Genomic DNA, 22,747 nt, shown 5'->3' with positions numbered 1-22,747 from the left:
GCTTATGGAAACGGATGCGGATAAGGATTAAGCAGCTCATGCGTTAACCGCTCCTTGATGTAACCCAGCTCAGCTGGTATTCGCAACACCCTCTCAAGTCCTCTCAAGCGGACAAGATGTTGACCAAACGTCATCGGGAGCATACCTGGAATGAGCACCTTTACACAATGGAGCCCATTTCTCAGCGTTTCCTGCGTCGTTTGATCAATCACGATAACCTCTAAATTTAATTCACGGAAAACTTTGAGGAATACGTTTAATTCATCTGTCAAATCTGCATGCTTTGGCCTTGGTTTAAATGCCTCTTCGAATGTACGGAGCGGCCTCTCATTTTGAAGAAGGAAGTTCAAACGTTCCTCAGCTTCCTTCAAGCTGTACAGCATCGAATGATCATCCATTCGCCGAACTAGAAAAGGATCATGAAGCATACGTTCATACTGCTCACGGTTTTCTTCTAACCTCTCATTAAACGCGAGCAGCATGCCCGCTATCTCATGGATGGCTCCTTTGGCTGCCCGCACTGGATCGGGATGCGCCCCAGCAGCACAAATCATATTAACGCCATTTTCCGTTCTGTTTTTGGCAAGCACCCATACACTTGGAATGCCATGCTCCATAGTCGAATCGAATAAATGGACATCATATTGGGTGACATCTCGTAAACGCTCCACCATTAAGGTTAATTCCAGATCTCCGGAGGAATAAGGATCTATAGGATCAAGCGGAAGCTGTGCGTACCAGGTCATGAGAAATGAATCCCGTTCAACTACTTCCAGTATTCCGTAAAAAATAGCTTCCTCCAGGCTACCTCCTAAAGCACAGCCATTTGAGGTTTCGTATACAAATCCGTGGCCGCAGCCGGAGCTGTAATAAGCGAGCAGCTCCGGCACGAGAATAGGCTTCTCCTGCAAAAAAGAATAACCCCACACCCAATCGATTTTTCTGCTCGGGTCGAATGGTTGAAATGGAAAATCGGGACGCGCATACTGTTCCTTCTCATGCACGCCTACCCGAACGGGATCAAGGGCAATCTCACTCAAATGCTCATAGCTGTCATGAACCGCTGTCCTCTTTCCTCTAGGTGATATACCGCAATAACGTTCTAAACCTTCTAGTATGGCTGTCATTTCACTGTCTGCAAATGAATTTGTACGGCCAGCGCAGCCTTCATCTCCCGAAAACATCGGTAAAATAATGCTCGAATCCGCAAACGGCGACATCAGGTCAATCATTTTTCCATTCAAAAACCCTGTGCGATTGTCCAGATAATCATTGGCTAATACAGCTTTCAGCTCACTCATCGAACGAGTTCGATAGCTATTTTCGCTAATTTTGGGGCTTGGATGCAACTTAATTCGCGAACCTATAGCCGAATCATCAGGTATTTCTCCACAAATCGTACAAAGCGGATCAGGCAAATAAAAATGAACCGAACTGTTGAGCGTTTGCAAATGTACCAGCTTTACACGATTTGCGAGATGAGCCTTGTTGTTAAGGAGGAAATGTTCAGCTTCAACAGCAATATGATGAGCCACATGCAGAAGCCCGCTTCGAGAAGACCAAATATCCGGATAAACTTCACCGTGCATAAAAAGATGCTGCAGCTCCCACATTTCTTTTCGATCATTTCCAGCCATCAAACGCCGCAGATCAGCGCACTGCGAGCAGCCTGCTGTCCCGGGAATGACAAGCGGACCAATTACGCCCTCACCAAAGGATACAAAGCCGCGCAGCCATGGTGTCCCCGATTGCTTAAACATTTCCTCTGCCATCAGATGAGAAGCTGAATCATAGCCATCGCTCAGTACGAGCGCAAGCTCTGCAGTTTCTGGAACACCAAACGACAGATCGCTCACTCGTTCAACCTCACAAAATTCAGATAATAGATCGGTTACGTAATCTGCGAGCAGCCCTTCGCCCACAATTGCCATTTTAGCGCTCACTCTTCTGTCTCCTCTCGGAGCGAGATGCCGAATACTCCCGCTAGCTCCTCATTGAAAAAAGCTTCCGAAGTTAAGTTATACACAAGAAGACGCTTTTGGTTATTTTGTAGATGCATCAATGCATTCTTCAGTACCTCTCGATGCTCAAATGGATCACACTCGGTTATGGAGAGGTTCACCACTTCGTCTTCCTTCACATTTACAGAAGCCAATTGATTTATTTTCCCTTTAAAGAGAGAATCTTTGTTCTGAATGTCCAGCAATGCGCCCAATAAAACTCTGCGAAGTGCCCTCGTTTCATTTAAATCAACTGCGTGATACCAGCAATCGCTAGTTCTCAGCCATACAACTGGAAAACCAATTAAAGTCTCACTGATGCCAAAGGAAGGGGATCCTTGCATCGTGGTTAGCGCTTTTATATAGTAACGACATCGTTCATCCTCAACATGACTAAGCTTTATCGATGTGATAGAAGGAGGTTCTGCTTTGTATTGCCTTATCCATTCTTCGGATAAATACTTTTGCAAAGCGCGGCAGACGCCTTCCTCGATCGTCACCCCTGCTCCTACGCCCATAAACACAGGCTCTAATGCAGAGCCAATTTCAGGAGTCTGGTTGATGAATATATTGGCCATACGAGACACATAGGCTTCAATTCCAGCAAGCCCCGCTTCTCTGCGTGCCTCCTCATGTCTAATACCGTTGCATACAATTTCCGAGAGCAGCAGCGCTGGGCCTTCTGTTAGAGGATCAACTGACTGAACCCGGCATTGCGACAACGGCAGCTGACGAAGCTCTCCTTCCTCCCAAATATGAAAGATGCCCGTCTCCATGGATGTTAATTGACTGAAAAAAGGGAGTAATCCGCTTGAATCACGTTTTCCCGTGCTCTCTTCCGAAAGAAGCTCATAATCTTCAATCTTCTTCGCCTTTTGTTTTTCATTGGCTAACGGATGGGGAAGAAACGGATGCCACTTGCCTTCCAGCGTCTCTAGGTTCAGCAGAAAAAGTTTGTTATTTTGTAATTTCGTTACACCTGCAGCTGTTTTTAGCCATTCAAAAACGATCACGTTAGCGAGCAGCGATTCCGCAACAGATGAACCAGCATAATCATTTGTTTCCTTATAGATAGAAGCATAATGGACTCTGCGCCTTGCTGATTCCCAGTCACCCTCCGAATTTGAATAGGCGAGCGGAGCCGCTAGACCTGCCTGCCCTAGAATTATAGCCGGCAGCAGCACTTTATTATTTTGTAGACATACTTGGTTAAGAGATTGAAGCTCAGCTCCCCCTTCTGGATCTGACACATAAAATATTGCATCGTATGGCTGTATTACTAACGACCATTCCACTCCCCCATCCCTCGGCAAGCTGATCTCTTCCACCTTGACCTCTGAATCGAATGGTCTGTAATGGTGCACCAACTCCGTAATTCGTCTAGGTCCCGTCGTTTCCGAGTTCATATTGATGAAGTGAAATTGAGGAAGGCCGGATTCAAGTAATGATTTCACTACTGACACCAAAAAATTCCCGTCCCCGACAACAAGCACGCTGGACTTTCGAAACAGCTCAAAACGGTATGCCCCAGACCCATCAAAGCTGTCCAAAAATTCAATCTGAGCCTCATATTGCTTAACAATATGGCTCGGAAGCTGATGCGGCCTATCTTGACTCACATCTTGGACATAACCATTCGCATACAACACTTTTGCAATCTCATAAACATGATCACGGTATTGATCTGTCAATCCATCCGTTATTTCATGCATCGAATGCTCGCCATTAAACACCGGAATTAATTTCTCTATCCATTGATCAATCGTATTGCCTTCCATCCGAAATGAACCAATATTGTTGCGGAAATAGACACTTCCGTCCGAGCTCGGGAGAAAAAAAGTATCTCCTCTCACTTTAAGGCGCATAGAAGGATCCAAAATTCATTCCTCCTTATTTTGAAATCTGGCTTTTCGTAACAAGAGTTCCTCTATAAAGATATGTATGGCTATTTGTCCGTCATACCTGCACTCGCATAGAAAGACACCCCAGCATCCCGAAAAGAGTTTGCAGGGGTGTCTTGAACCTTCTATTTACATCTGAATATTTAGTTGACTAACGGCAACGGGCACAACCAGCACAGCGGGCACAGCCGCCTCCGCAGCGAGCACAGCCACCGCATCTTGCACAACCTCCGCAGCCGCCGCACCCGCCACAGCCGCCGCATGAACAAAACCCGATACAAAAACCAATACAAAAGCCGATACACAAACGAGCATTATTTGGATCCATTTGACCTTGACCAGCATTCGGCGTCATTCCACTCGATTTAAATGCATCCATGTTCAAATTTTGAAGATCGTTCTTAAATTCATTCATCTTAGTAGCCTCCGTTATATGTTCATGTGATTATCATCGGCACTCACAAAATAGGAAATGAAAATGAGAACAACCCAAACTGGTCATATGCCGATAATCGTTCATGACATATACGTATGAAAAAAGCTCCGCTAGTGTTACTAATCCATTTACCTAGTCGCCCATTATGCAAACGGAACAACTAAAAAAAGAGGCTGTCTACAAGGTCAATGACCTTGTGACAGCCTCTCTGCTATCTCGAATCGTTATGCTTCTTCTGCAGTGCGTGGTTTGCGTTTACGGTTCAAGAACTCATAAACGATAGGTACGATAATGAGCGTGAGCAGTGTTGAACTCGTCAAGCCGCCAATTACGGTAACCGCCATACCTTTAGAAATCAAACCGCCTGATTCGAATCCAAATGCAAGCGGAAGCAATGCACCAACGGTTGCAATCGCCGTCATTAGAATCGGACGAAGACGTGTACCCGCTGCTTCAATAAGTGATTCGCGGACGGAAAGTCCTTCTCTCTCTTTTTGAATAACACGGTCAACAAGGACGATCGCATTCGTGACCACGATACCAATGAGCATCAGGGCACCGATCATTGCGGTAACGCTCAGTGTTTCTCCTGCAATTAACAGTGCTACTAGTGCACCGATAATCGTAAACGGAAGGGAGAACAGAATTGCGAATGGTGTAAGTCCTCCACCAAATGTAATGACAAGCACGAGATAAACGACAGCAATCGCTGCAAGCATTGCTAAGCCTAGCTGCATAAATGACTCATTGATCTGCTCCGTTACTCCGCCCATTTCGATATCGACGCCAGCAGGAAGATCAGTCTCATCAATCATTTTCTGCAATTCTGCCGAAACCTTGCCGACGTCAGATGAAGTTGCATCTGCTGAAATCTCAGCATACATACGACCATCACGTCTTGTTATCGTATTTGGCGATTCACCTTCTTCGATAGTCACGACATCTTTCAAAGCAACTTCAGTACCTAACTGAGTAGTCAATTTCACATTCTCTAGATCTGATTTATTCGTATAGGTTTTTGTATCAACCTTCACATAAACGTTAAATTCCTCGCCATCCACTTCTACTGTCGTCAGAACGGGACGCTCGCGAACCGGACTAAGTGCCATTGCAATCTGGCCTGCTGTTAATCCGTTTTGACTAAGCTTCTCTTGATTAGCTACAAGGCGATACTGCTCATACGTTTCTGATAAGCTGGAATCAATATTTTTCAAATCCTTATGATCTGCAAGCTTCTTCATAAGGTCATCCACGATAGGCTGAACCGTGTTCATATCCGGACCATACACAAGCATCGATATGCCCGATCCGCCAAGACCTCCGCCTCCGAAATCCTGCTGTTTCCATTCGCCTTTGCCGCCTAGCTCTTGCAGCATAGGTACAATTTTTTCTTTCTCAGCAGTAAAACCAGCATAATCCTCATCATAGCTAAGGTTAAATAACGCTTGTTTTGAAGCTCCAGGGCTAAATGGATTTTGGCTGCCGACTGCATATTGCACGACTGTAACACCTTCACGATCGAGCAATTTCTTTTCAGCTTCAAGAGCCATTTTCTCTACCTGTTCAAGTGTTTCTCCAGGTGCTGGATTATAGGAAACAATCATCATTTTCTGCTCGTCGCCAGCGATGAAGCTCGTTCCAATCACTGGGAGCAGGAACAAGCTTCCGATAAGTAGAAGTGTTGCTAAACCAAAAGTAACCAATTTATGATCAAGAGACCAGCGAAGTGCACCTTTGTACCATTCCGCTAAGCGGCCCGGCTTATCGTGATGCGCCTTGCCTGCTTTCATCCCTTTGCGGAACATCATATGCGCCAGCATTGGTACAACCGTAATGGCAACAAGCAATGATGCTAGTAGAGCAAATACAATCGTTAATGCAAACGGCAAGAACATTTCACCAATCATGCCCGAAACAAGTCCAAGAGGCAAGAATACGGCTATCGTTACGATTGTGGAAGCCAAAATCGGTACGAACATTTCCTTCGTCGCATCAAGAATTAATTCCTTGCCCTTCATCTTCTCTGTAGGGAGCGCCATTCGTCGATATACATTCTCGATAACGACAATCGAATCATCGATTACCCGCCCAATCGCGACGGTCATCGCACCAAGTGTCATAATGTTCAGTGTAATATCCATCCGACTCAAAATCAGAAGAGCGATCAGGATGGAAAGTGGAATCGAAACAACAGCAATAATCGTGGAACGAATATCGCGCAAGAAAATCATAATGATAATGACAGCGAACAATGCGCCGATTACCGCCTTGCTTAACATCGTGTGAACGGAATCCTCGATCGGCTTGCCTTGATCAAGTGTCGTTACAATAGACAAACCATCATTATTGCCTTCAAGCTCTTTTATTTCTGCTTTTACATTATTAACAACGTCAACCGTATTCGAATCAGCCGCTTTGACTACGTTAAAACCAATGGAGTCTTTGCCATTCGTACGAGAAATAGACTCTGCTTTGCCTACGATGCTTAAATCAGCAACATCGCTAAGCTTAACACCTGGCACGATGACTAAGTTTTTCAAATCACTCTCTGTCGTTATGTTTCCATCAACGACCAGCGCCTTCTCTGTCTCGCCAAATTCATAAATACCTAGCGGTACAGAAATAGCTGACGCTTGGATGATGCCTTTCACCATCTCTTCGGTTAAGCCGATTTGCTTTAGCTTATCCGTTTTGAAGGATAGTTCACCTTCCTTAACATTTTGTCCAGAAACTTGAATGCTCGCTACACCTTCAATACCTTGAAAGCGCGGCAACACATTTTCTTCTATTTCCTTCGTAAGCTGCTCCAAATTCATCTTTTCATTGGAGATACTCATCGCAAGGACAGGGAATGCATTCAAGCTGATCCGTGAAACGGATGGGGTTTGCGTTCCTGTTGGAAGCTTAATCTCGGAGAGGATATTTTTAACTTCCGCTTCCGCCTTTTCCATATCTGTCTCATAGGAGTACTCAATAACGACAGATGAAGCATTCTCATAGGATGTTGAGCTAATGACTTTAACACCTTTAAGATTGCGAGTCCGCTGCTCAATCGGCTTCGTAATTTTCTCCATTACCTCTTCAGGTGCAGCACCCGGCAATACAGTTGTGACGCTTACGATTGGAACCGTAATATCGGGCAACGTTTCCATTTTCATATTCATTCCTGAATAAAGTCCAGCAAATAACACAAGCAGCGTCAAAATCCATAAAGCAAATTTGTTATTAAGCGAAAATCGGATGATGCTCTTCAATCTCTCCCACTCCTCATCTTCTATCTATACTTTAAAACGGTAGCCCACTCCCCAAATTGTTTCTATATATTGAGGTTTGGATGGGTCATGCTCAATTTTCTCACGCAGCCTCCGAATATGAACCGTAACCGTAGCTGCGTCTCCATTCGAATCAAGCCCCCAAATACGTTCAAACAATTCTTCTTTCTCAAACACGCGATTAGGGTGTGAAGCTAAAAGCAGCAAAAGCTCATATTCCTTTGAAGTAAGCATCGCTTCCTGCTCATGAATCATGACTCTTCGTGAAGGCTTATCGATAAACAATCCGCGTATGCGAATATGCTCGCCTCGCTCCCCTTTGTCAGCTGTCAAACGCTCGTAACGAGCCAAATGAGCTTTCACGCGTGCTACCAGCTCACTTGGACTGAAGGGCTTGGTCATATAATCGTCAGCGCCAAGTCCTAATCCTCGTATTTTATCAATATCCTCTTTTTTCGCGGTTACCATCAGCACTGGAATATTGATCGTTTGTCTAATTTGACGACAAATTTCAAAGCCGTCGATTTTAGGAAGCATTACATCTAATATGATAAGATCAAACTTTCCTTCGAGCGCTTTCTCAAGTCCTATATCACCTCTCCCTTCAATTTGAACATTAAAACCGTAACTTTCCAAGTAATCTCGTTCCAGCTCGGCAATGGCTTTCTCATCTTCAATAATTAGTATGCTCTTCATGACCACCCACCGTTTTGACGGATACTGACTTAGGCAATTTTAGACAGAACAACGCACCTCCATGCTCTGCATTTTCCGCCCAGACCGTACCGCCGTGCCCTTCAATAATTTGTTTGACGATTGCAAGACCGAGACCACTTCCACCTGTCTCTAAATTGCGTGATTGCTCCGCGCGATAGAAACGATCGAAGATATAAGGCAAATCATCCTTCTCAATTCCGGGACCTGAATCCTCAATTTCAATCAGAGCGTGCTCCTCCAGTTCTGTTACTCGAACAACGATGTTATGTTTTTCGAGACCAGAAGATTGTCCCATATACTTGACACAATTGTTCAGTATATTAGTTAAAACACGGCTTAGCTTGTCAGGATCGGCTGCGATCATCAGCGGATCAGAGCCATGCTCGATGTATTGCAATCCTACCCCTGATTTTTCTAGATCAAACCGCTGCTCATCCAAGAAATATTCTAAGTAGCGTTTAATGTCCATCACTTTAAAATCAAAGGCAACCGTTTGAAGATCAAGCTTCGAGAATAGGAACAGCTCATCAATTAATTGATCCATATCTGTAGCTTTACGATAAATCGTCTCCATGTAGCGCTTCCGCTTTTCATCCGTGTTCGCGATACCGTCCATGATCCCTTCAACATACCCTTTAATCGCAGATATTGGCGTTTTCAAATCATGCGAGATATGAGACAGCAGCATTTTACGGTTTTCTTCATACTGAAGGCTTTGATCAATCGACTGCTTCAATCTTACCCTCATATCCTCAAACGCGATGCTAAGCTGTCCGATTTCACCTTTCGTCGTGGCCTCAACCTTGTGAGACAAATCGCCATCCTTAATTTGTAGAGCTGCGGCTTCTAGTTTCTTAATGGGACGAATGATGCTTCTTGATACAAAGTAAGTAAGCAGCAAGCTCGTTAATCCAATAAAAGCTAAACTGAAAGCTGTGCCGACCGGTCTCCAATAGATAGGAACCGTATCATTTCGACGGAATAGGACAGCACGACCCTCTCCCCCATCAGGATAAATAAAATCGACGGTACTCGTTTCGAATCGAAATGAATTAAATGCAACCTTCGAAGGCGGCTCGTCCAATAATTGCTGCCAATCAGCATGAACAGCTGACTGCTCCAAGAAAGGCGCTACAGAAGTAATCTTTCCATCCCTGGAAATAAGTAGTCCTGCCCATAGCTTACCTAATCGCTCTTGAATTTCGGCTACGTATTCCTTCTTCTCGAGCTCACCGGAATCATTGCGGAGCACATAGGATAATTCGCCATACACCAAGGCTTGAAGATAAGGCTCTCTGTTTTCATTTTCATAATAATGACGAACATCCTCAACTCCGCGAGCATAAAAAATAAATATCATAAAAGCACTCATTAATATGATCGGTACAAAAATCATCGCCAAGTATGACATATACAGCTTTACTCGAATGGACAATCCTGTTCACGCCTCGCTGCTGCTTTTTTGTTAAGTGTGTTTCTCTCGTTGTTTCTATGGTTAATCATAACGGCTATTTCTAAACGAATTTGTAACCATTTCTTACAAAAGTATTACGTTTGATGGTTTTGTTTATTTAATTAATGACGTTTTTATTTAATGCTATAAAATAATTATTCGCTCAGTGTACCGAACTTAGGCAGCGGCCATATACGGAATACGGCTTTGCCTTCGATGCTGGATCTAGCAATTGGACCAAGCTCACGGCTATCCATACTATGCTCACGATTGTCACCCATAACAAACAGCTGTCCTTCTTTAACTGTAAAAGGCACTGAAACACTGCCAGCTACTGTCTGACCCTTAACATATTGCTCTTCGATTTTTTCGCCATTCAAATATACTTCCCCGTTTTGTATATCAACCACGTCTCCAGGCAAGCCCACGACACGTTTTATTAAACGCAAATCGCTCTCGGGTCCGCTAATAATAACGATGTCGCCGTGACGAGGTTCATGAAGCCGGTAAGACCATTTGTCTTCGATTAATCGTTGTCCAGCGACCAGCGTATTTTGCATAGATACATTATGTACTTCCGATTGAGCATAAACATAGTTTTGGAACAACAGCGCTACAACAACGGCAATACCAAGTGAAACGACCCATTCTCTTACTTCTTTCATCCAGCTTTTTGTTTTGCGTTTTTCTGTTTGCATGAACATTCTCCTCATCAGTTAGTGTTTTTTTTTCTTGTAAAAATAATAATAATTGTCTACCTAATACGTTCTTTGCTGTAGAAAGTTTTCATTATAGCGCCCAAAATAGGAAGTGACAACCGAACCAGACTTGCGATAAAGTGAAAGCGAAGGGGGCTTCCACAACGATGAATCAAATCTCTGGAGCACAAAGATTGCTTTTTACTACTATAACCATTTTATATTGGACTTCCATGTATGTATATGTCCCTACGCTTTCACCTTACCTTAGTGATCGGGGATTGTCCTTGCCTTTTATCGGCATCGTGCTTGGAAGCTATGGTTTTGTTCAAATGTTCGTAAGATTTCCGCTCGGCATTTTGTCAGATCGTTTCGGAAAGCGCAAGCCTTTCATCCTATTAGGGATGCTAACCGCTGCGATAAGCTGTTTGCTGTTCCTCATCCCTGATTCATGGGTATGGCCGCTTGCTGGCAGATTGATGGCAGGCGTTTGCGCATCTACTTGGGTCGCGTTCACCGTGCTTTATGCCAGCTATTTTGGAGCCGGGCAGACAGGTCGTGCAATGGGCAATATTAGCGTGATGACGGTATCCGGACAAATGATCGGTATGCTCTTTAGCGGATGGTTAACGGATGGTTTTAGCTCAAGTGCTCCATTTATTGTAGGCGCTGTCATTGCTGTCCTTGGTCTAGTGCTCGCTTTCATGCTGAAAGAGCCTCGCTCGGAGCTGAAGGAACAGCCAGGAATGTCGTTTGCCATGATCAAGAATGTGGTAAAAACTAAAACATTGCTGCAGGTTTCTTTGTTGTCCATCCTTGCTCATGGCATTCTTTTTATAACAATGTTCGGATTTACACCGCTCAAAGCTCAAGAAATGGGTGCAGACGGCCTGAAGCTCACCTTGCTCGTATTTTCTTTTATGCTCCCCCATGCTTTTGCCTCACTCGTTACTGCGAGGTGGTTTACGCCTAAATTCGGCTATTGGGGTACGATTGGCGCTGGCTTTATATTGAGTACTATTTGCACAGGAGCTATGGTGTTTGCGGATTCTTTTGGTGTACTTGTCGCAACGCAAGCGATTAATGGTTTTGCGCAAGGCTTACATATGCCGCTTCTGCTGGGACTAGCGATTCGAGATGTCGAGCTTCCTGGCCGTGCAACAGCAATGGGCTTATATCAAGCGCTATATGCCATTGGAATGTTCTCTGGACCATTCCTTGCTGGTTGGCTCAATGAAAGCTGGGGATTGAACGGAGGTTTCCTATTTGGCTCACTGCTTGGAGCTTTCGCATTTGCACTGGTAATCAAGTGGGCGATGTCAGATCGCAAAGCTAAGTTTGCCGCGCGCACGAATCATGCAGAGGAGGTAAGCGGATGATTAAGCCGCAGCTCGTGCTCGATATTGGAGGCGTGTTGGCGACAAATCTGTCGCCGCTCTTCTGGCAGCTGCTAGCTGCGGAAGCGATCGTTTCTGAAGAACAACTTTACTCCGAATATAAGCAGCAAATTAGCGAGCGGCTATGGACAGGCCAAATAACAGAGAAACAATTTTGGAGCTGGATTGCAGAGTATACGCCAAACTTAACTAGTGCGCTAGCCAGAAGTTTTATCGATAGATGCCTACTGCCGCTTCCTGCCATTTCAGAAATCGGCAATTGGAATGCTGTTGCTGATATTCATGTGTTAAGCAATCATTTACCTGCATGGGTTGAACCCATCATTACACATATCAAGCCTTATTTGAAAAGTATCACAATCTCAAGTGAAGCAGCACTCCAAAAACCTCATCCAGCTATTTTTGACAAAGTAAATGAACAGCTGCCGCCTGACAGCTTTGTTTTATTTGTTGATGATCATCCTAAAAACACAAAGCAAGCAGCGCTGCACGGATGGCATACGCTGCTTGCTGATGAAGATGGACGTTGGGTTTTGCAGGTTCTCCCTCTTTTAAAACAATACAGCAAAAAGAAATAGCAATGAGCCTGCTGCTGCTGCAATACTCATTAGACGAGCATCTGCTCGTCCGAAGCGAAGCCGAAAGCTATAGGTCGGCTTTCGCTTCGCATAACCAAAGCCGCGTGCTTCAAGCGCATCCGCCATTTGCTCCGCAAGACGCAATATTGAACGTACGTAGGGAATCAGAATCGGTAGAAGCCTTTTCATCGGTACCGTCTTAAGAGGCGTAACTGCCTTTCCTCTCGCATGAGCCAGCTTCGCAAACCGCTCCCACTCTCCTGTTAGTAAAGGAATAAACCGAAAAATAAGAGTGACGATGATTGCAAAGGAATGAATGGGCACCTTCAGCCTGTCTAGGAAACCGAAGGTTTGCTCAAGCGAGCGCTGAAGTCGTAGAGGCGTCATCAGCTTTAGCATAGGCAGGCCTAAAAGCATAATCAACAGAAGCTTGCCTAATCGAATAACTATTGGCCAAACCTTGTCCAAATCAAAGGAAAGCGGACGAATGCCAATTCCTGCTATTACGCAAAAAATAATAATCATAATGGCATACGCGCGAATGACTCGTCTCCAAGGCCAAATGAGTGTACGAAACGGAATTAAAAGCAATAGCGTTGAAACAGCTGCGACCGTTAGCTCCAATGCTGTTTTTTGCGCAAAAATGCTCGCAGATAGAAATAAATAAACGAGTACAAGCGCACGAGGATCAAAATAATTTGAACGAAGCAGAACCGATGGTTTGGTAGCTCCTAATTGAGAAAACTCTGTTTTCGTTTTTTCAGCGAGCTTACCTTTTGATTCTTCTTTTGGTTCTTCTTTTAAAAACGTGTTTGGCTTGTTGTGCTCAGTATCTAAGCTGCATGCTATACCATTTGCTACAACAACGGCTGCTTCTTCTGATTTCTGGACGGCTCGACTCGCGAGTGCAATGGAAATCGCCGCAGCAAGCTCTTGCGGCGACGGCCAAGGCGCCTCATCCGCGTCTGCGCGCTGGATGAACTGCTCCAGCGGCATAGCCGCTTCCTCGCGCAGCGCGTCCAGCGCGCGAAGCGCCTGCGGCGCAGAGGCGGCATGCGCGATCGCCGCCGCCTTAGCCGCTGCGCGGACCGTGCCGCCGTCAACGACGGCGACCGCGTCCGCCAGCGGCAGCAGCGCATCGAGGTCGTGCGTTGCCACGACCGCTCCGCGCCCCGCCGCCCTGTGCGCTTCCAGCACCGCGCACAAGCGGCGAATACCGCCGGCGTCTAACCCCGCCGTCGGCTCATCCAGCAGCAGCCAATCCGGCTCACACGCCAATAAGCAGGCGAGTGACAGCCGTCGCTGCTGACCGCCGCTGAGCGTCCATGGATCACGCTCCAACAGCTCCACTGGCAGCCCTGCTCTCGCAAGAGCTTCCGTGATTCTCTCCTCGATTATGGATGAATCGAGCTTATAGGGCTTAAGAGAATAAACCATTTCTTCTCGTACAGATGACGCAAACCACTGTGACTCCGCATTTTGCATCGATATGCCAAGCTTAAGCACCACTTCAGGATTTAGACGGCTGCGGCGGCCATTCTCCATCCATAACTGATCGGTGCCAAGCTCAATATTTCCGCTTTGAATCGATCGTATGCCCGCCAATGTCTCAAGCAGCGTTGACTTTCCAGCACCATTTCGCCCGATTAAAAGTGTGATTTCACCTGCTTTAAAGGACGTATGTACTTCTTTTAGCAGCTGTTTTTTATTGTCATTCTCCGCGTGCACGCTAATGCCGTTTAACTGCCAGTCATCGCCCATATTGCTTCACCGCCTCTGCCAGCATAGTTGCTGTGAACGGAAAAGGCGAAAGCTTCACACCCTGCTCCTCTAACTCCCATGCCACCTGAGCACAATAAGAAGCCTCTAAACCAAGCTGCTCACAAAAACTATCCCTTGCTCCCGCAGCCGATCTAGCAAACCAGGCTTCTACCCCGCCATCGTACATAATCGTACCGGCATTCATCGCAACGATTCGATCTCCCGCCTGCAGCTCCTCCAGCTTCTGCGTAATCCAAATGACCGTAATTCCGGCTTGCTGCAAACTTCTCGTTTGCTCCAGCACTGAGATTGCTGCTTCAGGGTCCAGCATCGCTGTTACCTCATCAAGCACAAGCATGGGCGCTTTTAATGCCAAACACCCAGCAATCGCAACGAGCTGCTTCTGCCCTCCGGATAAGGTTTCAATCGGTTGATGCATTCGCTCACCCATGCCTACTCTTTGCAGCGCGTGCTCGGCTTCAGATCGAATACTGGCCGCTTCCTGCTCATTCTGCTCCAGCATGACAATAATATCCTCGAGCGGCGTTGCCCCGATCATCGCTGCCTCAGGCTGCTGCATAACAATTGGAATCGGCTTCCCCTTTGCAGCAGTCTGAATGTTCCTTAAAACTTGACCGCTGACGCCTGCTACCCGAAAACCAGCAGCTACTTTCGCAACTGTGCTTTTCCCGCTTCCATTGCAGCCAAGCAGAGTAATCCATTCTCCCTCTTTTATAACAAGCGAAATATCTTTTATTATTGGTTTCCGTTTTTGTCCTTCACCTATTGCCGGAGGCGTAACGATAACCTGCTTCAATTGTACCTGATTGCTCTGATTCAAAAAATTTCACCCAACCTCTTCCCGAAAACGATAGGCTATGCTACAATTCGATTTGTTAACCTATTTTAAATATAAATGGTTAACAATATTATCGCAAGTACATAAAGGAGACTAACATCATTATGCAAACCAGCAACATTCGCTCACTCGTCTTTATTTCTTTGTTCGCAGCTTTGTTTATCGTCATGAGCTCTTTGACAATAAAGTTCGGCGGCTCATTTGTCCCGATTACTCTTCAAACCTTGGCTGTTGGATTAGCCGGTCTCTTTCTGACGCCGCGCAACGCTTTCCTCAGCATATTTATCGTCATTTTGCTTGCTGCTATCGGCCTGCCCCTATTTAGTGGGCAAGGCGGTATTCCTCATCTAACAGGACCTACTGGCGGCTTTATATTCGCCTTCCCATTCTGTTCACTATTGGTTAGCCTAGCGATTGGCGGATTTCTACGCAGCAAAATGTCCAAGGGAAATAAAGCCTTAGCTTTTATTGTTTTTTTCATCATTTTCGAGCTATTCAGCTCCATCACCTCATACATTCTAGGCATTCCATGGCTTATGAATGCTCTGGACCTTTCGTTCCAGAAAGCGATGACCGTCGGATTCTATCCGTTCATTGTCGGTGATGCACTTAAATCATTGGTAGGCGCTATTTTAGCAACCTCTTTAACACCTTACATTGTCCACATACGCTCATCAACCGTAAGAAACAGCGAAGAGAAAACAACTTTTAACGTTTAAAACCGCTGTTATATGAAAGCAAAAAACCGCTTTATCCGATTATGCATCTTGAATCGGAATATAGCGGTTTTTGTTTTAGACATCTACTTTGAAATGCCTCGCGAGTTACTTTCCTAAAGTTCTTAAAATGTTCCCACGATATTCAGTATCCTTTTCTTTCAATTCAAAAACCTTATTCTGAACCGATATATTCATATATATTTCGCAATACAAATCAAGTTCATTATTATCATCGAAAAAGACCTTAAACTTAATATCTTCATTTGCAATATTTCTAGGGTCACCCTCTAGTGCAAAACATGTAAATGAGATTTCATCATCACACTTTAATTCTCCCTCATAGCCATAGAGCTCCAACAAAGCCGTAATGAACGCATCTGATTCTTTACCAATTGATTTAAGAGTTATTCCCTCAAAATAAAATGCCTCTTGATTGATTTCTCCCTGATTCCATCCAGGAATCATATCCTTGTTTATTAGCACTTCAAAGCCAACAATTTCATTTCTATATTGACCATGAACAAGAAAATAATTTCGATGATTTATCAGATGGCTTTCAATGATATCGAATTCTAAATCTTGAAAATCTTCTTCAGTGTTTTGGTTTATTTGTCTATATTTCATTTGGATTAATCCCTTCCGCCAGTTCTGTTAATTTGGAAAAAGTTGCATTTCATATGTAAAAATGAAAGCCGCATGTCTGCATCCCAAAAAAGGAGCTGCAATACATACGGCTTATAACGCTAGTCTAGCTTATTTTAGTCGCTGCACTCTTCAGGAGCTGGCTCTGACGCATCCTCAACGTTGATTTTCTCAGACACGGTATCACGGATGATCGAAATAACGAGCTGAAGCAAATAATTGATGTCGCTTTGACTTTGTTGGAACTCGGACACGATAGGAATGCCATCAAGCTCGTCCTGCAACTCTTCCATTTCGCCTTCGATCTTTTTAACCATGTCTGCATTTTTGAAAGTGGTTTCGAAAGCAACAACTTCCTTTTGTTTTTTCTTAATTTTTGTAATCAACTGCTGCACACGCTCATTGCCGTTAATTTGCAGCTCTGCACGGCGGTAGTGCTGTACTTCCTCTGAAGTAAAGATGAGATTTGCTAATTCTTTCGCTTTTTTCGAAATATCCTCTCGAACGATGAGATCGCGAGTATGGAAACTCGGAATTCCACAGCCTTCGCCATGCTCATGATCATGGTCACATTGCGCTGCTTGATTATCTGCTGTATGCTGCTCTGCCATTTGTCATCTCTCCTGTTTTACCGTTAGCTAACGGCTTCTTGTGCATCCTGTTCTATACTTTCGGCTTTGATATACCAAGTTTGTGCCTCGGTAACCTTAGCCATAATAAACTGGCCAACCCATTCCTTTGGACCTTCCAAATGCACTAATTTATTCGTACGCGTCCGTCCGGAAAGGACGTTAGCGTTGTTTTTGCTTTCGCCTTCAATGAGAACCTCGACAATTTCACCGCGAAGCTGCTCATTCTTTTCTCTCGCATTTGCAGCAAGCTGTGCATTGAGACGCTGTAAACGAGCTTTTTTCACCTCTAGCGGAACATTATCTTCCATACTAGCGGCAGGTGTACCCTCACGCGGAGAGTAAAGGAAAGTATAAGCCGAATCAAAGCCAACTTCTTTCACCAGCGTCATCGTATCCTCGAACTGCTCGTCTGTTTCACCAGGGAAACCAACGATTATATCTGAAGTGAGCATCGCACCAGGTATTGCTTTTTTAATTTTAGCAACCAGCTCTAGATACATTTCGCGAGAATACTTGCGGCTCATTCGTTTCAATAATTCGGTGCTGCCGGACTGTACAGGCAAATGAATATGCTCAACCAAATTGCCGCCTGTTCCAAGCACCTCAATCAAATGATCGTCAAAATCACGCGGATGGCTCGTCATAAAGCGAATACGCGGAATGTCAATTTTGGACATATCATGCATCAGATCGCCAAAGCGATAGTTGATGTCCTCAAAATCCTTGCCGTAAGCATTAACATTTTGCCCAAGCAATGTAATTTCTTTAAATCCTCGTCTAGCTAAGTCGCGCACTTCAGCAATAACATCTTCTGGACGTCTGCTGCGCTCTTTCCCGCGTGTATATGGCACGATGCAATACGTACAAAACTTATCGCATCCGTACATAATATTAACCCAAGCACGCATTCCTTCGCGTTTCTTAGGCATATTTTCGATAATATCGCCTTCCTTGGACCATACCTCAACGACCAATTCCTTACTGAAATAAGCATTTTGCAGCAAGTATGGAAGTCTATGAATGTTATGCGTACCAAAGATCATATCTACAAAAGAATGCTTTTGCAAAATACGTCCAACAACCGATTCTTCCTGTGACATACAGCCGCAAACACCTAACAGCAAATCCGGTTTCTCCGTCTTCAGCGCTTTCAAATGGCCAAGCTCGCCAAACACTTTATCTTCAGCATTCTCACGGATGGCACATGTATTAAGTAAGATCACATCTGCAAGATTTCGATCCTCAGTAGCTGTATAACCCATTTCTTCGAACATGCCCTTCATGACTTCAGTGTCATGCTCGTTCATTTGGCAGCCATACGTTTGGATTAAATAAAACTTGCCTATACCCATCGATCGAAGCTCAGCAGGGATCGCAAAGTCATAATGCACCTCGATATCCTCTTTGCCCCGCTTCTTCTCATCCTTGTGATTGGGAGCAGAGTTGATTTGTATATTCCGACCTTTAATTCGAACGGTAGTCATGCCATCTTCTTCTCGTAAAATCTTTGCATCCGAAAAATCGAAATACTTGGAGTAGTCCTTAACACCCGTGCCAGATTTTAAGTCTGGTGTGCTTTTGGTCTCCTTCGTCATGGGGATTCACTTCCTTTATCTGCAATTTCCATAATCAATTATATTTATTCATTTGAACATATCAATTAGAAATTATATCATAACGCCCCCGCCTAATCCATCACAAGCAAATCAAAAAAAGCTTATAGAAATGGTTTCATTCTTTTACTATCATTTTTATTGCTATGTATAGTCAAATGGCAGTCATACAAATGGACATTGATTAATGTTTTAGAACCCACATTGCAATGTCATAATTTACATGCTAAAGTTAATATATAGATTATTGATTAGAGTAACCTTATTCAAACGAAAAAGGAGTAGTTTTATGGCTGGAAAAAAGATCAAAATTGCTGTGCCCGACAAAGAAGGACAGGTTTCCATCATGTTTTCCCGTGGAGGACCTCGTGTTGGAGCCGGAAGAAAGGGAATTGGGGAGACTAAAAAAATATCGTTAACGCTCACCAATGAGATCTGGAGCGAGCTTGAAAATCGGTGCAAAACATCTGGTCTCTCCCGATCTGAAGTAATTCGCGGAATAATAGAGTCATCATTAAATACACACGACAAATTATTGTAAAGACGGGTGACAATCATGCTTGTTGAAGTGAGACAGCAATCGTTGCATATTGGACTTCAGCATATTGCTGCTGGTTTGGCATTAAGAGCAGTTTCCCCTATTCTTTCAGGCATTAAAATTCAAGCCGGAGCCCATGGTCTTTCTCTCACAGCCTGCAATGCATCTATGGCTCTTCAATATATTATCCCTTGTCATTGTGACCAGCTTAAAATTGATAAAGAAGGAAGTACAGTTATCCCCGCTCGTCTTTTGCTCGATATTGTCCGTAGTTTTTCAACTGAAAGCAAAGTAAAACTCGCAGAGTTAAAACATAATTTTATACATATTGAATCAGATTATTCTATATACAGTCTGGCTACAATGGATGTTTCACAATTTCCAGATATGCGCAGCTTGGAGAATAAAGCTAAATTTCAAATCGATAATATAGCGTTTAAAAAGATTGTGAAGCAAGTTTCGTTTGCAGCTTCCACTTCTGAATCGAAACCGATATTGACAGGAATTTCTTGTCAAACCATTAATGGAAAGCTGAGGCTTTCTGCTACCGATGGCGTTCGACTTGCTACAAGCACCTCAAATCTAAGTGAAAACAGCTCAGATTCAGTTCCGTTTGTTATTCCAGCAAAACATTTGTCCGATTATTCCAAAATGTTGTCAGATGGATCTAGCAAAACACAAATTACGATTTCAGACCATGTCATTTCCTTCAACACATTAAATTTCAGTATGCAATCGCTGCTTATTCAAGGAACATTTCCTGTAGTTGAAAGATTGGTGCCACAAACCTTTTCAACCGAAATAACGATGAACACTGCTCCTTTTCTTCGGGCCGTCCAACGCGTCAGCTTGCTCGTTAGTGATACACATGCCATCGGGATGCGCATTTCATCTTGTGAAGTCGAATTATTTGCAGCAGCAGCTGAGATAGGCGATGTCTCGGAAAAGTTCGCCATTAACCCTATTTTTGGTGAGCCGCTTGTTGTTTTTTTCAATGGAAAATATATGAGAGATATTTTGCAAGCGATTGACAGCACACAAGTGTTGTTGCGATTTACAGGAAAAAATAAACCGATCTTAGTTAGGCCGACCAACAACGAAGATACACTATACATTATTTCTCCAGTACTGACTGCGCATCAGCTATAATTTCAAGACAAATAAAAGAGAGGACAGCATATACGCTGTCCTCTCTTTTACATTACTAATTAATTAACGAAATAAAGGATCAATAAATGTCTTGCAAAACCGATCCTGTATTTCTTCACAAGTGTAGCCCATCACGTACCGCAATTGCCTAAACGTATGCGGGGATTGAATGGATATAAAGGAATGTGCAGCATAACAAGGATCAACAGGCTTAATTTGCTCTTTCTCCATTGCTTCCTCAAGCAAGCCGCGCAGGACACTATGCAAATATAGATAAGGCGGTGATTGGAAAAAATCACCTTTAGGATGTTCAAGTTCGATTTTATTAAAAGATTGCATCACGCCAAGCCATTTCGATTCCTTATCGATAAACGCTATAATTTTGCACATTACTCCGCTCAATCGCTCATGTACGGACAGCATAGCCCCTTCTGTCAAATACGCGTCGATCTCATTGATGAAAATTTCAAAATTCTCTTTCATCATATCCATACACAAATCACCTTTGTTTGAATACCTCCGGTACAAGGTGCCTTGTCCAATACCGACTGATTTGGCGATTTGATGCATACTGACCGATTCTACCCCATGCTCCGTAAACAAGTGATTAGCCGTACGCAAAATCGCTTTGCTGAGCGCTTGTTTCGTTCTGCTGTTTTCTGGTGCAGTCATCGTTCCTATCTCCTTTTTCCGCGTTTACAAATCTTACGATTGACAATTGCCCCATTCGTCTTTATTATTCAGTAATGCGGACAATTGTCCGCTCATAGAAGCGGTCACCTTTTATTGTAGCCTGCTGGTATGCAGAGGTCAACAATAGTTGGATAGACCCTCATATTTGGATAGGAGGAAATAAAATGGCTTCAGCTTCAAAAAAAGCAGCACCTGCTGGTGATCCGATGTCCATGCGCAATATTATTGCACCGCTGATTGCCATTATCGTCGGTATGTTCATGGTTATTTTGGACGGCACCGCAATGAATGTCGCTATGCCAGGCTTAATGGCCGACTTCAAAAGCTCGATGTCGCTTGTTCAGTGGACCATTACGGGTTATGCACTTGCACAGGCTGCTGTTATTCCGCTTGCGGGATGGATGTCAGATCGTTTTGGCGCCAAACAAGTCTTTTTGTTCTCAATCATTATGTTTACGATTGGTTCCGGTCTTTGTGCATTAGCAACAACCGCTGAACAGCTTATCGTATTCCGTATCATTCAAGGTCTTGGCGGCGGTATGGTTGCTCCAATCGCAATGGCCTTTACCTTTAGACTCAGCCCTCCTGGCAAACAAGGAGCAGTTATGGGTATGATCGGTATTCCAATGCTGTTAGCTCCCGCTCTTGGACCTGTAGTAGCAGGCTGGCTCGTTGATTATGTATCTTGGCATTGGATATTTATTATCAATCTACCGATTGGTGTCATTGCCGTTATCGTAGGGCTTCGCACCTTGCCAAAAATTGAACGCAAACATGTTCCTTCCCTAGACTTTTTAGGTATGATTTTTGCCCCACTTGCTTTTGCCAGTCTTGCTTATGGCGTAAGCTCTGCTGGCGGCGGTGAAGGCGGCGCAGGCAGCGGCTGGACCTCGCCTGAAGCTTTGATCGGTATGATCGTAGGCGGTATTTCGCTTATCCTCTTCATCATCATAGAACTGAAGCGCAAGGAGCCTTTGCTTGAGCTTCGCGTCTTTAAATCAAGCAATTTCACACGCGGCATTATTTTGCAGTGGATTGTTCAAATCGCATTATTCGGAACATTATTCTTAATTCCGATTTTCTTGCAAATCGCCAAAGGTTACTCCGCATTTGATACTGGACTTATTTTGCTTCCACAAGCTTTAGCGGCAGGTATTTTCATGCCGATCGGCGGCAAGCTATTTGACCGTTTCGGTGCTCGTCCAATCGTCATTGCCGGTTTATCCATTGTTACGATTGCAGGCTTCATCCTTAGCCAGCTTTCAACGGACACGACTCTTCTCACTCTTATGATTCCGATTGCTCTTCTCGGTGCAGGTATGGGCTTGTCGATGATGCCGCTTAACACACATATTATGCAATCCGCTCCTAAGGAGCTCGTTAGCCGCGTAACCTCGCTGACCGCAGCTGCGCAGCAGGTTATGACTTCCTTTGCAATCGCTGGCTTGTCGACGATTCTCGCTAGCAGAGTAGAGCATTACAGTGTAACTAACCCAGGACCAAATGTAGTATACTCCTCTTACGGGGATACGTTCTTCATCTTGGCATCCATTTCAATCGTTGGCGCCCTCACAGCCTTCCTGCTTCGCAGACCGAAGCAAGAAGATGGCACCAATGCTGAGAATAAACCTGAAGTATCCATGATGATGGGACATTAATTCCATCTTTCCAAACAAAAAAAACAGCTTC

General features: G+C 44.3%; 19 protein-coding genes. 6 read left to right on the top strand and 13 right to left on the bottom strand.

The features are described 5' to 3' along the window. Nucleotides 1-2: 2 nt before the first annotated feature. From MHH56_RS14930 to lepB, 7 genes are all read right to left on the bottom strand, one after another. Nucleotides 3-1,943 (bottom strand): TOMM precursor leader peptide-binding protein, encoded by a 1,941-nt coding sequence (locus MHH56_RS14930; protein WP_339209021.1) that lies wholly within the window; start codon nt 1,941-1,943, stop codon nt 3-5. Further along, complete coding sequence (locus MHH56_RS14925; RefSeq protein WP_339209020.1) at nt 1,940-3,877, bottom strand: putative thiazole-containing bacteriocin maturation protein; 1,938 nt, start codon at nt 3,875-3,877, stop codon at nt 1,940-1,942. The genes MHH56_RS14930 and MHH56_RS14925 overlap by 4 nt, the downstream gene beginning before the upstream one ends. 175 nt (nt 3,878-4,052) lie before the next feature. Then, complete coding sequence (locus MHH56_RS14920; RefSeq protein WP_339209018.1) at nt 4,053-4,316, bottom strand: heterocycloanthracin/sonorensin family bacteriocin; 264 nt, start codon at nt 4,314-4,316, stop codon at nt 4,053-4,055. A gap of 245 nt (nt 4,317-4,561) precedes the next feature. Continuing rightward, nucleotides 4,562-7,591, bottom strand: coding sequence for an efflux RND transporter permease subunit (locus MHH56_RS14915; RefSeq protein ID WP_339209016.1), 3,030 nt, complete (start codon nt 7,589-7,591; stop codon nt 4,562-4,564). 24 nt (nt 7,592-7,615) lie between these two features. Further along, nucleotides 7,616-8,305 (bottom strand): response regulator transcription factor, encoded by a 690-nt coding sequence (locus MHH56_RS14910; RefSeq protein ID WP_076269246.1) that lies wholly within the window; start codon nt 8,303-8,305, stop codon nt 7,616-7,618. After that, on the bottom strand, nt 8,283-9,761 hold the full coding sequence (locus MHH56_RS14905) for a HAMP domain-containing sensor histidine kinase (RefSeq protein WP_339209014.1): 1,479 nt from the start codon (nt 9,759-9,761) through the stop codon (nt 8,283-8,285). The genes MHH56_RS14910 and MHH56_RS14905 overlap by 23 nt, the downstream gene beginning before the upstream one ends. 173 nt (nt 9,762-9,934) lie before the next feature. Next, nucleotides 9,935-10,477: a signal peptidase I gene (gene lepB / locus MHH56_RS14900; RefSeq protein WP_339209012.1), complete on the bottom strand. Its 543-nt coding sequence runs from the start codon at nt 10,475-10,477 to the stop codon at nt 9,935-9,937. Between the two features lie 167 nt (nt 10,478-10,644). Here lepB and MHH56_RS14895 point away from each other — a divergent pair, with 167 nt between their 5' ends. Beyond that, nucleotides 10,645-11,856, top strand: coding sequence for an MFS transporter (locus tag MHH56_RS14895; RefSeq protein WP_339209010.1), 1,212 nt, complete (start codon nt 10,645-10,647; stop codon nt 11,854-11,856). Beyond that, a complete protein-coding gene (locus MHH56_RS14890) occupies nt 11,853-12,452 on the top strand; it encodes a haloacid dehalogenase (RefSeq protein ID WP_339209008.1) in 600 nt (199 codons plus the stop codon). Before MHH56_RS14895 ends, MHH56_RS14890 begins: the two co-directional genes overlap by 4 nt. On the opposite strand, the gene MHH56_RS14885 is transcribed toward MHH56_RS14890, so the two are convergent. Then, entirely contained in the window at nt 12,426-14,213 is a 1,788-nt protein-coding gene (locus MHH56_RS14885; protein ID WP_339209006.1) for an ATP-binding cassette domain-containing protein, read from the bottom strand. The genes MHH56_RS14890 and MHH56_RS14885 overlap by 27 nt on opposite strands. Then, nucleotides 14,203-15,054, bottom strand: coding sequence for an ABC transporter ATP-binding protein (locus tag MHH56_RS14880; RefSeq protein WP_339209004.1), 852 nt, complete (start codon nt 15,052-15,054; stop codon nt 14,203-14,205). The genes MHH56_RS14885 and MHH56_RS14880 overlap by 11 nt, the downstream gene beginning before the upstream one ends. Nucleotides 15,055-15,176: 122 nt before the next feature. Here MHH56_RS14880 and MHH56_RS14875 point away from each other — a divergent pair, with 122 nt between their 5' ends. Then, nucleotides 15,177-15,791, top strand: a complete 615-nt coding sequence (locus MHH56_RS14875) for a biotin transporter BioY (protein WP_339209002.1) — start codon at nt 15,177-15,179, stop codon at nt 15,789-15,791. A 105-nt stretch (nt 15,792-15,896) separates the two neighbouring features. Here MHH56_RS14875 and MHH56_RS14870 read toward each other — a convergent pair whose 3' ends face one another. The 3 genes from MHH56_RS14870 to miaB form a co-directional block, all read right to left on the bottom strand. Beyond that, nucleotides 15,897-16,415 carry a hypothetical protein gene (locus MHH56_RS14870; protein WP_339209000.1) on the bottom strand — a complete coding sequence of 173 codons (519 nt, stop codon included), beginning with the start codon at nt 16,413-16,415 and terminating at the stop codon, nt 15,897-15,899. Between the two features lie 134 nt (nt 16,416-16,549). Next, nucleotides 16,550-17,044: a YlbF family regulator gene (locus MHH56_RS14865; RefSeq protein ID WP_076269237.1), complete on the bottom strand. Its 495-nt coding sequence runs from the start codon at nt 17,042-17,044 to the stop codon at nt 16,550-16,552. A gap of 23 nt (nt 17,045-17,067) precedes the next feature. After that, complete coding sequence (miaB, locus tag MHH56_RS14860) at nt 17,068-18,660, bottom strand: tRNA (N6-isopentenyl adenosine(37)-C2)-methylthiotransferase MiaB (RefSeq protein ID WP_339208998.1); 1,593 nt, start codon at nt 18,658-18,660, stop codon at nt 17,068-17,070. Between the two features lie 307 nt (nt 18,661-18,967). Here miaB and MHH56_RS14855 point away from each other — a divergent pair, with 307 nt between their 5' ends. Both MHH56_RS14855 and dnaN read left to right on the top strand, forming a co-directional pair. After that, the gene (locus tag MHH56_RS14855; protein WP_339208996.1) at nt 18,968-19,219 is read left to right on the top strand and encodes a CopG family transcriptional regulator; all 252 of its coding nucleotides are present in this window, start codon (nt 18,968-18,970) and stop codon (nt 19,217-19,219) included. A gap of 15 nt (nt 19,220-19,234) precedes the next feature. Beyond that, entirely contained in the window at nt 19,235-20,365 is a 1,131-nt protein-coding gene (gene dnaN / locus MHH56_RS14850) for a DNA polymerase III subunit beta (protein WP_339208994.1), read from the top strand. Nucleotides 20,366-20,428: 63 nt separating this feature from the next. Here dnaN and MHH56_RS14845 read toward each other — a convergent pair whose 3' ends face one another. Next, nucleotides 20,429-21,037 (bottom strand): TetR/AcrR family transcriptional regulator, encoded by a 609-nt coding sequence (locus MHH56_RS14845; RefSeq protein ID WP_339208993.1) that lies wholly within the window; start codon nt 21,035-21,037, stop codon nt 20,429-20,431. Between the two features lie 185 nt (nt 21,038-21,222). Between MHH56_RS14845 and MHH56_RS14840 the strand changes: the two genes are divergently transcribed. Next, complete coding sequence (locus tag MHH56_RS14840) at nt 21,223-22,716, top strand: DHA2 family efflux MFS transporter permease subunit (RefSeq protein ID WP_339208991.1); 1,494 nt, start codon at nt 21,223-21,225, stop codon at nt 22,714-22,716. The last annotated feature ends 31 nt before the right edge of the window (nt 22,717-22,747 follow it).

This window comes from Paenibacillus sp. FSL K6-3182, from assembly GCF_037976325.1.
Classification (GTDB): Bacteria; Bacillota; Bacilli; order Paenibacillales; family Paenibacillaceae; genus Pristimantibacillus.
Note: the sequence above shows the minus strand (reverse complement) of the source record. Positions and strands in the feature narration are given on the sequence as shown.